9 protein-coding genes are annotated in these 12,756 nt (G+C 71.3%); 3 read left to right on the forward strand and 6 right to left on the reverse strand.

Going from position 1 to position 12,756, the window contains the following annotated elements:
• The first annotated feature begins 2 nt into the window (after nucleotides 1-2).
• The 3 genes from D7Y04_RS13360 (at nucleotide 3) to D7Y04_RS13370 (ending at nucleotide 6,938) form a co-directional block, all read left to right on the forward strand.
• Nucleotides 3-2,279: a glycosyltransferase gene (locus D7Y04_RS13360; RefSeq protein WP_158627514.1), complete on the forward strand. Its 2,277-nt coding sequence runs from the start codon at nucleotides 3-5 to the stop codon at nucleotides 2,277-2,279.
• Nucleotides 2,280-2,429: 150 nt separating this feature from the next.
• Complete coding sequence (locus tag D7Y04_RS13365) at nucleotides 2,430-6,047, forward strand: class I SAM-dependent methyltransferase (RefSeq protein ID WP_121759573.1); 3,618 nt, start codon at nucleotides 2,430-2,432, stop codon at nucleotides 6,045-6,047.
• 18 nt (nucleotides 6,048-6,065) lie between these two features.
• Nucleotides 6,066-6,938, forward strand: a complete 873-nt coding sequence (locus D7Y04_RS13370; RefSeq protein WP_120595242.1) for a bifunctional 2-polyprenyl-6-hydroxyphenol methylase/3-demethylubiquinol 3-O-methyltransferase UbiG — start codon at nucleotides 6,066-6,068, stop codon at nucleotides 6,936-6,938.
• Between the two features lie 4 nt (nucleotides 6,939-6,942).
• Here D7Y04_RS13370 and D7Y04_RS13375 read toward each other — a convergent pair whose 3' ends face one another.
• From D7Y04_RS13375 to D7Y04_RS13400, 6 genes are all read right to left on the reverse strand, one after another.
• The gene (locus D7Y04_RS13375) at nucleotides 6,943-8,340 is read right to left on the reverse strand and encodes a DUF2142 domain-containing protein (RefSeq protein WP_121759574.1); all 1,398 of its coding nucleotides are present in this window, start codon (nucleotides 8,338-8,340) and stop codon (nucleotides 6,943-6,945) included.
• A 26-nt stretch (nucleotides 8,341-8,366) separates the two neighbouring features.
• Entirely contained in the window at nucleotides 8,367-8,777 is a 411-nt protein-coding gene (locus D7Y04_RS13380) for a DUF2304 domain-containing protein (protein ID WP_121759891.1), read from the reverse strand.
• 5 nt (nucleotides 8,778-8,782) lie between these two features.
• Nucleotides 8,783-9,481 (reverse strand): glycosyltransferase family 2 protein, encoded by a 699-nt coding sequence (locus D7Y04_RS13385; protein ID WP_120595244.1) that lies wholly within the window; start codon nucleotides 9,479-9,481, stop codon nucleotides 8,783-8,785.
• A 59-nt stretch (nucleotides 9,482-9,540) separates the two neighbouring features.
• The gene (locus D7Y04_RS13390) at nucleotides 9,541-10,452 is read right to left on the reverse strand and encodes a bifunctional 2-polyprenyl-6-hydroxyphenol methylase/3-demethylubiquinol 3-O-methyltransferase UbiG (RefSeq protein WP_120595245.1); all 912 of its coding nucleotides are present in this window, start codon (nucleotides 10,450-10,452) and stop codon (nucleotides 9,541-9,543) included.
• Between the two features lie 64 nt (nucleotides 10,453-10,516).
• Nucleotides 10,517-11,044, reverse strand: a complete 528-nt coding sequence (locus D7Y04_RS13395; protein ID WP_121759575.1) for a hypothetical protein — start codon at nucleotides 11,042-11,044, stop codon at nucleotides 10,517-10,519.
• The gene (locus D7Y04_RS13400) at nucleotides 11,034-12,680 is read right to left on the reverse strand and encodes a glycosyltransferase (RefSeq protein ID WP_121759576.1); all 1,647 of its coding nucleotides are present in this window, start codon (nucleotides 12,678-12,680) and stop codon (nucleotides 11,034-11,036) included. The genes D7Y04_RS13395 and D7Y04_RS13400 overlap by 11 nt, the downstream gene beginning before the upstream one ends.
• Nucleotides 12,681-12,756 lie beyond the last annotated feature (76 nt).

Genomic DNA, 12,756 nt, shown 5'->3' on the forward strand with positions numbered 1-12,756 from the left:
CGATGGGCACCGCCGACAGTGACGGCCCACGTGGCTCGCGGGAGACGCCGGGCGTCGAGGCAGCGACGTTGGATGCGGCCGACCGGAAGTCATCCTCCGTTGCGGAGTCCGCGTCGGGACCTCCAGGCGGCCGGGCGCATCCGCCGCGCGATATCTTCGTCGAGGTGTTGGGCTTCGATGTGCCTCAGTCGCACCGCGCGCGCTGGGGGCCGGTCATCACCGCCGCCAAACGCTTGGGGACGCGGGGGCTCTCGCCCTTGCAGCGCTGGGTGCTGGATCGCCAGCTGCGCTTCGACCTGCGGCTGAGGGCATTGATCCGGCAGCCGGAGCGGACACTGCCGGAGCTGGCCCGCGAGGAGCTCGGGCGACTCGCGGATCCTCGGCCCGTGGGCGCGGTGGGCCGCTGGCTTCCCTCCGTGCCCGGGCTGGAGGCACAGCGGGCCTGGAACCTCGCAGTCGTGGCCCTGCTCTCCAGACCTGGATGGCCCCTCCGGACCGAAGGTGCCGCCGAGGCACTGGACGCGCTGGAGGCCCGCTGCGACGTGCTGTCGCAAGAGGCCGGTGCGGTGGGCCTGCCCTTGTGGCGCGAGCTGTGGCGGCGGCAGGTCGCCTTCAATCACGCGACCGTCCGCCTGTTGCGGCACCTTCTGGGCGTGGCCCGTCCCGCCGTGTTGTTGCCCGCGCCGGTGGGGTACACGCGCGACGCCCTGGAGCAGGAGGCCCACGAGGTCTGCGACGCGACCGCCGCGCTGGCACGGCTGGAGCGCCAGCCGCTGATCAGTCTGGTCACGCCCGCGTGGGAGACGCCGGTGGACGTCCTCCGCGCATGTGTCGCGTCCGTGCGTGCGCAGGTGTATCCGCACTGGGAATTGTGCATCGTCGACGACGGGTCGCGCTCGGCGGCGGTGGCGGACACGCTGCGAGAGGCCGCGGCCGGCGACGCGCGCATCCGCTTCGAGCGGCTGGAGTCGAACCAGGGCATCGCCCGCGCGACCAACGCCGCGCTGGCCCTGGCCACCGGCGATTACGTGGGTTTCCTCGACCACGACGATCTGCTGGCGCCGCACGCGCTGGCCGAGGTCGCGCTGCGGCTGGGTGAAGCGCCGGACGCGGACGTCGTCTACTCGGATGAGGACAAGGTGGACGCGCAGGGGCTGCGCTTCGCACCCTACCTGAAGCCCTCTCTGTCTCCGGAGTTGCTGCGCGCGGTGAACTACGTGTGCCACTTCCTCGTGGTGCGCGCATCGCTGCTGCGCGAGGTGGGAGGCATCCGCCCGGGCTTCGAGGGAGCGCAGGACCACGACCTGTTGCTGCGCCTGATGGAGCGCACGCGGCGCTTCGAGCACATCCCCCGCGTGCTCTACCACTGGAGGACGCTGCCCGGCTCCACGGCCACGGACGCCAGCGCGAAGCCCGCGGCCTCCGAAGCGGGACGCAGGGCCGTGGCGGAGCATCTGGCGCGCATGGGGGAGGGCGGCTCCGCGGAGACGGTCTCGCCAGGGCTGTACCGGATCCGTCACCCGCTCGTGGGCCGTCCCCGGGTGTCCGTGCTGCTGTCGGAAACGCCCACCGAGGCCGAACTCGCAGCGCTCCTCGCCTTCACGGACGACCTGGACGTGGAGGTCCGCGTCCCTGTTTCGTCTCCAGCAGCTTTCTCCACCGGCAACGCCATCCGCGTCCAGGTCGACGCGGCCGCGACTCCGGGCGCCGTGGCGAACCAGTTGCTGCGCGAGGCCCGGGGCGAACTCATCCTCGTCCTGGAGGCAGGCACGCTTCCGACCGGACCGGGGTGGCTGCGGGAGCTTGCGTCGCAGGCTTCGCGCCCCGGCGTCGGCGTGGTGGGCGCGCGCATCGTCTCTCCCTGGGGCCTGGTGCTGGAGGCCGGGCTGCGCTTCGACGCCGAGGGCCAGGTGCTGCGTCCCTTCGCGGGGCTGTTCGATCCCACGCTCGGCGCATTCGGTGGCTCGCATTGGCCGCGGGACGTGCGCGCCGTCTCCAGCGCCTGCGCGATGATCCGCCGCGAGGTCCTGGAGTCGCTCGGAGGTTGGGACGCGGCCTTCACCTCCGACGAGGCCCGCGGCGTGGACCTGTGCCTGCGCGCGAGCGAAGCCGGGCTGCGCGTCCTCTATGCTCCCCACGCGCGACTCGTGTGCACCCGCTCCCGGGACGACGCACCCGAGGCCACCCACGACGCCAACCGGCTCCGTGAAGCGTGGGTCCGCGCGGGACGGACCGACCCCACCGGACATCCGCGCCTCCGCTTTCTCCAGACACCGTAGAAATGAACAGCGACCGCGCCTCCTCCCATGGGGAGCGGGCGGGCTGCCAGCCTTGACGCTCCCGGAGGGGGGTGACATGGAGGACATCCGCCAAGGAGAGGGGGGCGTGCCTTGCCTGCAGCGAGGGTCGGCCTTCCGGACGCCACCACCATGCATCCACAGCTCAATCCCCTGGAACACCCCCTCTGCCTCACGCAGCCCCTGCGGCTGCTGGCCTCCTCAGCCTGGGTGGAGCACGTCCCGTTCGCGATGTTCCTGATGGACCTGCTGCGTCCCGCGACGCTGGTGGAGCTGGGTGCACACACCGGCGTGTCCTACTCCGCGTTCTGCCAGGCGGTGGACGCGCTGAAGCTGGAGACGCGCTGCCACGCGGTGGACACCTGGCAGGGCGACCCGCACGCGGGCTTCTACGGGGCGGACGTGCTCGCGGACCTGCGCGCGCACCATGACCCGCTCTACAGCCGGTTCTCACAGCTGCACCAGATGACCTTCGACGAGGCACTGAGCCAGTTCGCGGACGGCTCCATCGACCTGCTCCACATCGACGGCTGCCACGAATACGCCCAGGTGAAGGCGGACTTCGAGCACTGGCGCCCCAAGATGAGCGCGCGCGGCGTCATCCTCTTCCACGACACCCACGTGCACGAGCGCGACTTCGGCGTCTGGCAGCTGTGGGAGGAACTCCGGGGTCAGTATCCGTCCTTCGAGTTCGAGCACGGCTTCGGTCTGGGCGTGCTCGCCGTGGGCCCGGAGCAGCCGGAAGGGATGCTTGCCCTGACGAGCACCCGGGACGCGGAGCGCGAAAACGTGCGGCAGGCCTTCGCCACGCTGGGCGGGCGACTGACGCTCCTGCTGCACCGGCAGCACCTGCGCGACGCCTACGGCCAGAAGGAACAGCAGGCCGCGGACCACGCGCGCCAGGCGCAGCAGCTTCAGACGGAGCTGGACGCCGCCCGTGAAGCGGCGCGCGACACCGCCAGCACCCTGCGCGAGTTCGAAGGCCGGCTCGCGCGGCAGGGCCTGGCCCAGCGGATGCTCCAGGAGGAGCTGGGCCGCAAGAACGCTCGCATCTACGAACTGGATGCGCACGTGTCGCGCCAGGGCTCGGAGCTGGCGCACATCAACGGCAGCCTCGCGTGGAAGGCCATCAACCGCTACTGGGCCATGCGCGAGCGCGTGCTGCCCCCCGGCACGAAGCGCGGCCACCTCTACCAGAAGAGCAAGGGCACGCTGCACAAGGTGGGCGCGAAGCTGATCAAGCTTCCCGCGAAGCAGGGCGCGCTCAAGGCGCTGCGCGCCGCCAAGGCTGCCCTCACGCCGGCCGCCCCCGTCGCACTCACTGCCCCCATCCCCGCGGTCGTGGCCCCGAGCGCGCCGCTCGCGCCCCCGGCTCCATGGACCGCGCCGCTGACGCAGCTCTCCCAGGCCAGCCTGGGCCGGCGCATCCTGATCATCGCGGAGCTGTCGCTGCCCCAGTGCAAGCGCTACCGCGTGGATCAGAAGGTCGCCATGTTCCACCGGCTCGGGTACGACGTCACCGTCCTGCGCTGGAACGACCACGAGGAGTGCAAGGCCGCGCTCCAGTTCCACGGCCTGGTCATCTACTACCGGGTGCCCGCGTTCCCTGGCGTGGAGGAACTGCTGGCGGAAACGAAGCGCCTGGGTGTCCCGCACTTCTTCGACGTCGACGACCTCATCTTCGACGTGGAGGAGTACCAGAAGAACACCAACGTGCAGCGGCTGCCGGAGAACGAGCGCGAGCTGCTGCTCAACGGCGCGAAGCTCTACCGCAAGGCGCTCAGCCTGTGTGAGCACGCCATCGCCAGCACGCCCACCATCGCGGAGCAGATGGCCCGCGTCATCTCCGGCAAGGTCTACGTCGTCGAGAACTGCCTGGACGACGGCATCCTGGAGCTGGCCCGGGAGATGGAAGCGCGCCCGCCCGCGGTGGACGCGGACACGGTCACCATCGGTTACGGCAGCGGCACCCGCACGCACGACGCCGACTTCGCCATCGCCGCGGACGCCATCCTCGCGGTGATGGAGCGCCATCCGAACGTGCGCCTGGCCATCCACGGCTTCCTGGAGCTGCCGGCGGGCTTCGAGCGCTTCTCCGACCGCGTCTTCCGCATCCCGTTCCTGGACGCGGACGACTACCTGCGCGCGCTCGCGTCCTGGCAGATCTCCATCGCGCCGCTGGAGACGACGGTCTTCAACGACGCGAAGAGCAACATCAAGTTCATCGAGGCGTCCATCTTCCGCGTGCCCGCGGTGTGCTCCGGCTCCGGGCCGTTCCGGGAGATCATCGACCACGGCCGTAATGGCTTCGTCGCCACCACCCGTGAGGAGTGGGAGTCCGGGCTGTCCGCGCTGGTGCAGGACGCGTCGCTGCGCAAGCGCATGGGCGAGGAGGCCCACCGCAGCGTGATGGCGCGCTACCACCCGGCGGTGGTGGCCACGGAGCGGCTCCAGCCCATCCTCCAGCACCTGCCGCCCGCGCCGCCTCCGCGCCTGAAGGTGCTGGAGGCCAACATCCTCTTCGCGCCCTTGAGCTTCGGCGGGGCGACCGTCGTCGCGGAGCAGTTGGCGCACCAGTTGAAGACGGAGGGCTGCGACGTCACAGTGTTCACCGGCATCCTGAACTCGCCGCTGCCCGCCTATTCGGTGGTGCGCTACGAGGCGCTCGGCCTGCCGGTCATCGCCACCCAGGTGCCGGCCCTCACCGACCGCGCCCAGGAGTACCAGAACCCGCGCATGGGGGAGACCTTCACCCAGGTGCTCAAGGCGGTGCGCCCGGACGTGGTGCACTTCCACTCCATCCAGCTCTTGACCTCCGCGCTCGCCACGGCGTGCGCCGCGGAGGGCATCCCGTACACCATCACCGTGCATGACGCGTGGTGGCTGTGCGAGCGGCAGTTCATGGTCCGCGAGGACGCCACGTACTGCGGCCAGAAGGGCATCGACCTGCGCGTGTGCACCAAGTGCGTGCCGGACACGCGCTACACCTTCAAGCGCACGTTCGCCCTGCGCAAGGTGCTGGACGGCGCGGCCCTGCTGATGGCGCCCAGCGAGTTCCAGCGCCAGCTCTACATCGCCAACGGCGTCGCGCCGGAGCGCATCGTCGTGAACAAGAACGGCGTGCTGCTGCCCACGCGTGCGCGCGCCCCGCGCCCCGCCAACGCCCCCGTGCGCTTCGCCTACCTGGGCGGCCACGCGGTGCACAAGGGGTACTTCTGGCTCAAGGACATCCTGGAGTCGGTGCCGGAGTCCGGCTGGGTCCTGAAGATGACCGACATCCAACTGCGCATGGGGTCGGCCTCCATCGACGCGAAGGAGTGGAAGGTGAAGGGGAAGGTGGAGGTGGTGCCTCCGTATGATCAGGACGGGATGGACGCCTTCTTCGACGGGGTGGACGTGCTGCTGATGCCCTCGCAGTGCAAGGAGAGCTTCGGCCTGACGGTGCGCGAGGCCATGGCCCGTAACGTGTGGGTGGTCACCACGGCGTCAGGCGGCGTCAGCGAGGACATCGTGGAGGGCGTCAACGGCAACGTCGTGGACATGGCGGACGCCGACGGCTTCCGCCGCGTGCTGCGCGACCTGGTGGCCCACCCGGAGCGTCTGTCGCGCGCACCGAGCTCCCAGCACACCACCGTGCGCGACTACGAGACCCAGGCCAAGGAACTCCACGGGCTTCTGTCCGGCCTGGTGAATCCGCCTGCCCGAAGCACGCCTCTCAAGGAAGCCAACACCGCGGCGACCCAACGCTGAACCCACCGGAGACGACCCATGCGTTTGTCCCAGCTCAAGGCCCTGATTCCTCCCGCGATCAAGACCGTCGTGCGCTCCCAGCTCCACACGGGGCTGACACGCACGGAGAACCAGTTGGCATCGCTGCGGTCGCGCTGGTCGCCGCCGGCCCCCGTGGAGCCGTCACCGCCGGTCGTCGAGGCGCCGCCACCGCCGGCCCCCACGCTTCCGCCCATCACCCGGCAGCTCATCGCGGCCCAGTACCTGCGCGGTGAAGGCCTGGAGATTGGTGCCCTGTCCAATCCCACGCAGCTGCCCGCGGGAGTCCGGGTCCGCTATGTGGACGTGGCGCCCATCGACGTGCTGCGCGCCCGTTTCCCGGAGGTGGCGGACCGCATCGTCACGCCGGACATCGTGGACAACGGCGAGGAGCTGGGCACGGTGGCGCCGGAGTCACAGGACTTCGTCATCGCCAACCACGTGCTGGAGCACTGCGAAGACCCCATTGGCACGCTGAAGAACTTCATCCGGGTCCTGCGGCCCGGAGGCATCCTCTTCATGGCCATCCCGGACAAGCGCTTCACCTTCGACCTGCCCCGGGCGCTCACCTCCGCGGCGCACGTCGTGGAGGACCACCTCAAGGGGCCGGAGGTCTCCCGGCGCGCCCACTACGACGAGTGGCTGCGCGTCATCGACCGGAAGGAGGGCGAGGAGCTGGCCCGCCTGACGGAGGACTTCATCCGGAACGGCACCAACATCCACTTCCACGTGTGGACGTTCAACGAGATGTTCGAGCTGTTCTCCGCGGCCCGCGACCAGCTGGGCCTGCCCTTCGACATCAAGCTGGCCTTCCTGGATCCGCCGTGTCTGGAAGTGGTGTGGGTCCTGGAAGTGAAGAAGCCCCAGGCCTGAGACCCTACGCCGGGCCGTAGTAGCGCTGGTACACCGTGGTGAGCGTCACCGCCGCGGTGAGCAGGATGAAGCAGGCGATGAGCACCGGTTTGAAGCGCGCCAGCGCGCGCGGTGCCCAGGCGGGCGGGGCCAGCGCCACCACCAGCAGCGGCGTGTAGGGCAACAGGTAGCGGCCCTGCACCCCGTCCACGTGGTTCGCACCCGGAGCCGTCCACGCCAGGTACAGCATGGCCTGGATGGCCAGCACGCCCGCCACCGCCACACCCAGCGCCACCACGCGCTCGCGCCAGCCCACCTTCGGCGCGGCCCCGTCGGCGTCCAGCGCCATCACTCCCAGGAGCAACGCGGCCAGGGCGAAGAGGGCAGGGCGGGGCACCGGCGTGTCCAGCCAGCCCAGCACGCCGCCGCCCTGGTGCAGGAAGTCCGGCAACCGCCTCCAGAAGTCGCTCACCAGCACGCCCAGCACCTGGAAGGGGTGCGCGCGGATGTGGGCCACCTGCGCCACCACCTCGCTGGGGCGGAAGATGTCCCGCACGGTGGAGGACCACGCGAACTGGAGCAGCGCGGGCACGGCGACGATGGCGGCCAGGGCCAGGGCGTAGCGGCCGCGCGTCCCCAGGCGGGTGAGCGGCAGCAGCAGGAACACCAGCGACAGCGGCAGGTAGGCCTGCTTGCAAAGCGCCACGAACACCGCGCTCGCCAGCAGCAGCCCCAGCTGCTTCGCGCCCAGCGGCCCCGGGTGCGCGAAGGTGTAGTGCAGAGACAGCGCCACCAGCAGCAGGCACGCCGACATCGTGATGGGATCCGCGGAGACCGACGCGCGCTGGAAGAGCACCATGGGCGTGAGCGCCAGCAGCGCGAAGGCCCACCGCTGGAAGGGCATCAGGCGCAGCGCCAGCGCGGTGAGCACCAGCGCCACCAGCACGTTGCCCAGCCGGCCCGCCCACAGCACCGCCACCGGGGACGCCTCCAACAGCCGTGCGGGCACCATGCCCAGCGACTGCGGGAAGTAGACCAGCGGGAAGTAGATGGCGGACGCGGCGAAGCGCCACTCCTGGGTGTCCTGGGGCGCCAGCGCCGCGTGCATCGCGTCGCTCAGGCGCTGCCGGTCCTGGCGCACCTCGGGATGGCCACCCACGCCGTCGGACACCTCCTGCGCCACCCGCACGATGCTGCGCGGGAGCTGCCCTCCCGCGTCACCCACCGGGATTCGCGTGGCCGTCAGCTGTCCCTCGGAGACCTGGTACGCGCGGTAGAAGTGCGCGGGCTCGTCCGCCACCTGGAACGGGGGCGTGAGGAAGCTCAGCACCGCGCCCAGCACGGCGGCCACGACGAGGAAGGCCACGACGGGCGCGATGAAGAACGGACGCAGCGGAGACGGGGGCGGTGAAGACGGAAGCATGGAGAAGGGATGGGCCCGTTGGGCCCTCAGACGGCGTGCGAGTCGCGACGGGCGGCGACAGCGGAGGAGACGACTTCAGGACGGGGCTGTGTACGCGCGACGCGCTCGGCCTCCGCGGAGGTGAGCAGGGCGACCTCCTGGGCCAGGCGCTTGAGCTGCTGGCGCTGGTCGGCCACCTGGAGGCTCAGCCGGTATACCAGCCACATGAGGCACGTCAGGGCGATGAAGAAGAGGGCGGATGGGGCGTAGTAGATGCCCATGGCTGACGCCAGCGCGTCGATGCCATGGCGCCACAACGACAGGCCCGCGATGGCCACCGCCACCAGCAGCCACGCGAAGGTGTGCCGCTCGCTGGTGCGCCGGCCCCGGGCCGACCACAGGACGCTGAAGGCGAAGGCGGCCGCGAAGGCCACGCCGATGAGGCTGGAGCGAAGCATGGGCATCAGACGGGACGGACCCGCTCCATGAGCAGGGCGAAGGACACCTTCGCCATGTAGAAGGCCGACTTCCACGGCGTCAGCGAGCTGGTGCCGGTGAGGCGCGGGCGCATGCGCACCGGCACCTCCGCGATGGCGAAGCCCTGCCGTGCCGCCATCAGCACGCTCTCCGGCTCCGGGTAGTCGTGCGGGTGGACGCGCGCGAAGAAGCGGATCGCCTGCGGACCGAAGCCCCGGAAGCCGGAGGTGGGGTCGGTGATGCGGTGGTGGCTCAGCGTGGACAGGAGGCTCGACAGGAACCGGTTGCCGAAGCGGCGCAGCCACGTGGAGCGGAAGCTGGTGACGCCCGCGAAGCGGCTGCCGATGACCAGCTCCACGCCCGACTGGAGCGCCTCGCGCAGTGCGGGCACGGACGCCGGGTCATGCTGCCCGTCGCCGTCCATGCGGATGACGTGCTCGTACCCGTTGCGGGACGCGAACAGCAGGCCGCTGGCCTCGCCCGCGGCGACGCCCAGGTTGAAGGGATGGGTGAGCACCCGCGCTCCGCAGTCCCGCGCGCGCTGCGCCGTGGCGTCGCGTGAGCCGTCGTCCACGACGAGCACGTCGAACTCCGGCAGCGCCTCGCGCAGCTCCGCCACCGTCGAGCCGATGCACTCCTCCTCGTTGAAGGCCAGCAACACGATGAGGCCCTGTCGGGTGTCCATTCAGCCCCCTCCTGCGTCTTCCGGGCTTCTATCGTTTCCCGGCACGCACGAACAACTCGCTACGCCCGATTCCCGCTCACACGCGCGATGAAGATACCCGCGTCCTCCAGGCTCAGGCCCCTGGCCACCGCGCCCAGGCCCTGGCCCGCCAGGGAGACGAGCGGCCGGGGGAGCTTGCGCAGGGCGTGCGCCCGGTCCGCCAGGCTGTCGGCCTCGAAGTCCAGGTCCCCGAAGGCGTCCACGCGCTCCAGGCCCACGCGCGGGAGCAGGGCGTCCATGGAGTCGTGGGTGAAGTAGCTCTCGTGCGGCGGAAAGGTGCCGGCCTGGTAGAGCTGCTCCAGAAGCCCCGACGAGGCCACGCCGGCCATGGCACGGGAGACGCGGTAGAGCAGACCGCTGGCCACCGGCACCTTCAACACCACCCACTCCAACTCGGGCGCCAGCTGTGTGACGAGGTGGCGCACCATGTCCGTCAGGTGCGCACCCGGGAAGTGCTCCACGACGTCCAGAAGCGTGAGGATGCGCGGACGGAAGGGCAGGTCCTGGAGGGGCAGGGGCCACTGTCCGCCCTCCGGAAGGGGCAGGCGCATGGCGGGGATGCCCGCGTCGCGCATCAGGTTGACGGACAGCTCGGAGATGTCCGCGCCAGCCAGCTCCTGGACGCCCGCCTCGCGGCAGCCCTCCAGGAACCAGCCCCGGCCCGCACCGAAGTCCAGGAGCCGCGAGGGCTGGGGGATGTGGCGGCGCAGACGCTCGACGATGCTCCGGGCCTGGCGCTGGCGCGTGACGCGCAGCGAGTCCATGAAGCCACCGCTGTCGTATTGCGCGTGGTAGTCGGCGGTGTTGCGCGGCGCGCGGTGGGTGGCCACTCGGTGGCCACAGCTCGCGCAGGTCTCCACGTCCAGCCGGGGCCCCTGGAAGGACGGTCGGAGCGAGGATGAAGCGCAGGCGGGACAGGAGGGGGCGGACATAGGGGGCGGCACCCTACCGCTTCCGCGCGTCCCCCGTCACGTGTCCGCCGGGCTTCCAGGCCAGCTAGCGGCCCCGTCGCCGCGAAGGCCCACGGCGCGGCGGTTCCTGCGCTGGCTCTGGAGACGGCTTCGGCGAAGGCTCCGGCGCCGCGGCAGGCTGGCGCGACGTCAGCTGCTCCAGCTGGCGCTCTACCTCCTGGCGCCACAGGGACTGCGTGCGCGCCTGCACGCGCTGGTGTTCGTGGATGAGCGCGAGCGCGTCCAGGATGGCCTCGTTGAACTCCACCTGTCGCCGGAGCGCCTCGTTGATGAAGGGCTGGAACGCCAGCCGGAAGGCGCGCTTGGCCATCACCAGCGCGGGCCCCACCACGGGCCGGTGGGACGAAGGGGGGTCCGCGTAGCGCGCGTCGCGCTTCAGCCGCGCGCCCTCCAGGAACGGAGGCCACGCGGGGCTGGTGGCCGGGCCCTGGGTGGCGGCGAGGCGTCTGCGCAGCGCCTCCACCTTCTCGGGCTCGGGCGTGGGCAGCCGCTCCAGGGACTCCAGCACCGCCTTCACGGTGGGGTCGCCGGTGATGAGGTCCTCAGCTCGCATGCGGGCGTCCTCCCACGTCCAGCTCTCTTGCCAGCTCCGCCGCCAGCGACGTCAGGTCGCGCCCCGGGGTGAGCTCCCACAGCCTCTTTCCCAGCACCTGTTTGACGCTCGCGTCCGGCGCGCGGCGAGGCTCCCAGATGCCCGCGACGCGCATGTCCGGCGGCAGCCGAGACACCGTGCGCCGGGCCACCTCCTCACCGGCGCCCGCGAACAGCAACGGCCCCGGGGCGCACCGCACGCCCGTCTCCAGCGACGACGACGGCGGGCTGACCCCGTCCAACCCGAAGCAGGGCTCGTCCGCCGTGAAGCGCCGCACCCGCGTCACGCCGTCGCGCTCATCGCTCGGGGCCAGCTGCAGGGGCATCACCTGACGGCGCACCGTCCACAGGCTCGCGTCCGGCAGCCGGTCCACCACCGCGCGCGCCAGCTGGGACATGGGCGCATCCGGCGAGGCGTCGAAGCCCGGGCACACCACGGTGACGGCGGGCGCGGCGGGCGGACGGGCCGGGGGTGCATCTCCCTGGAGGAAGGGCATGAGCGCCTCGCGCACGCGCTGGGCCACGGACTGCTGGTCCAGGGACGCCAGTCGCTGGCGCTGCGCCTCCACCACTCGCGAGCGCAGGGCGGGGTCTCGCTCCAGCACCGCCAGCAGCCCCGCCACCTGCGCGGGGTCGTCCGACAGGGTGGTGAGGCCCGCGCCGCCCATGGTCTCCGGCACCGCCGCGGCGCCGTAGGCCACCACCGGCACGCCCCGGTACATGGCCTCCAGCAGGGGCACGCCGAACCCCTCGTGGCGGCTCATGGAGAGGTACGCGGTGGCGGAGGCGAAGCACGCGGACAGCTGCGCGGCGTCCACCCGCCCCAGGAACACCACGCGATCCGGGCCCAGCTGCTCGCGCAGCGCCAGCACGGACGCGTCATAGGGCGCGCTGCTGTAGAGCGTCCCCGCGACCAGCAGCCGGCTCTTGGGCTGGTACAGGCGCTGGTAGGCGGTGAAGACGCGCAGCACGTCCTCCAACCGCTTGCTGGGCACCGTGCGGCCCACGAAGAGCACGTTGGCGCACCCGTCCTCCACCTGCTCGCGCAGGGCCGTGTCTGGCGGCACGTTGAACGCGTTCCAGTCCACCGCGAAGGGCAGGACGCTCGCGTCCGGATAGCCCGCGGCGGACAGCTCCTCCACGCTGAAGTGCGAGTACGCCCAGGCGTGCGTCACGTGCTCGCGCAGCTGGAGCAGCTCCTCGCGCGCGAGCATGCAGCCGCGGGCGACGTGGCGGTCGGTGCCCTCGAAGAACCGTTCGGGCGTGACGTTGTGGTACAGCAGCGCCTTGCGGCCCTTCGCCTTGGCCACCAGCGGCACCAGCCGCGACTCGAAGCTGTGGTGGACGAGCAGCGCGGTGTCCCGGCCCGCGTCGCGCGCGTAGTCGAGAGCTGGGCGCACCTCGTCGCGACACGCCTCGTCCCACTGCTCGGCGTAGATCTCCGACGCGTATCCCCATCCGCGCAGAAGGTTTCGCAGGTAGCGCACCTGGTTGCCCACGGCGTCGCCCCAGGCCAGCCGCGGCACGAGCTGGTGGACTGCTCCGGCGCTCGAGGACGCGGTCCCTCGCTTGCTGTTCCAGAGGCTCACGTTGGGCATGGCATTTACCCCTGGCCCGGACCGGCCACAAGTGGTCGCGCGCTTGCCTTGACGGGGATCCTTCCCTCCGCTACGG

This window comes from Corallococcus sp. AB038B, from assembly GCF_003668955.1.
GTDB lineage: Bacteria > Myxococcota > Myxococcia > Myxococcales > Myxococcaceae > Corallococcus > Corallococcus exiguus.

What these genes read in the sequence shown, in the direction of transcription:
- D7Y04_RS13360 (WP_158627514.1), top strand. Translation starts at nt 3, where the DNA reads ATGGGCACCGCCGACAGTGACGGCCCACGTGGCTCGCGGGAGACGCCG.
- D7Y04_RS13365 (WP_121759573.1), top strand. Translation starts at nt 2,430, where the DNA reads ATGCATCCACAGCTCAATCCCCTGGAACACCCCCTCTGCCTCACGCAG.
- D7Y04_RS13370 (WP_120595242.1), top strand. Translation starts at nt 6,066, where the DNA reads ATGCGTTTGTCCCAGCTCAAGGCCCTGATTCCTCCCGCGATCAAGACC.
- D7Y04_RS13375 (WP_121759574.1), bottom strand. Translation starts at nt 8,340, where the DNA reads ATGCTTCCGTCTTCACCGCCCCCGTCTCCGCTGCGTCCGTTCTTCATC.
- D7Y04_RS13380 (WP_121759891.1), bottom strand. Translation starts at nt 8,777, where the DNA reads ATGCTTCGCTCCAGCCTCATCGGCGTGGCCTTCGCGGCCGCCTTCGCC.
- D7Y04_RS13385 (WP_120595244.1), bottom strand. Translation starts at nt 9,481, where the DNA reads ATGGACACCCGACAGGGCCTCATCGTGTTGCTGGCCTTCAACGAGGAG.
- D7Y04_RS13390 (WP_120595245.1), bottom strand. Translation starts at nt 10,452, where the DNA reads ATGTCCGCCCCCTCCTGTCCCGCCTGCGCTTCATCCTCGCTCCGACCG.
- D7Y04_RS13395 (WP_121759575.1), bottom strand. Translation starts at nt 11,044, where the DNA reads ATGCGAGCTGAGGACCTCATCACCGGCGACCCCACCGTGAAGGCGGTG.
- D7Y04_RS13400 (WP_121759576.1), bottom strand. Translation starts at nt 12,680, where the DNA reads ATGCCCAACGTGAGCCTCTGGAACAGCAAGCGAGGGACCGCGTCCTCG.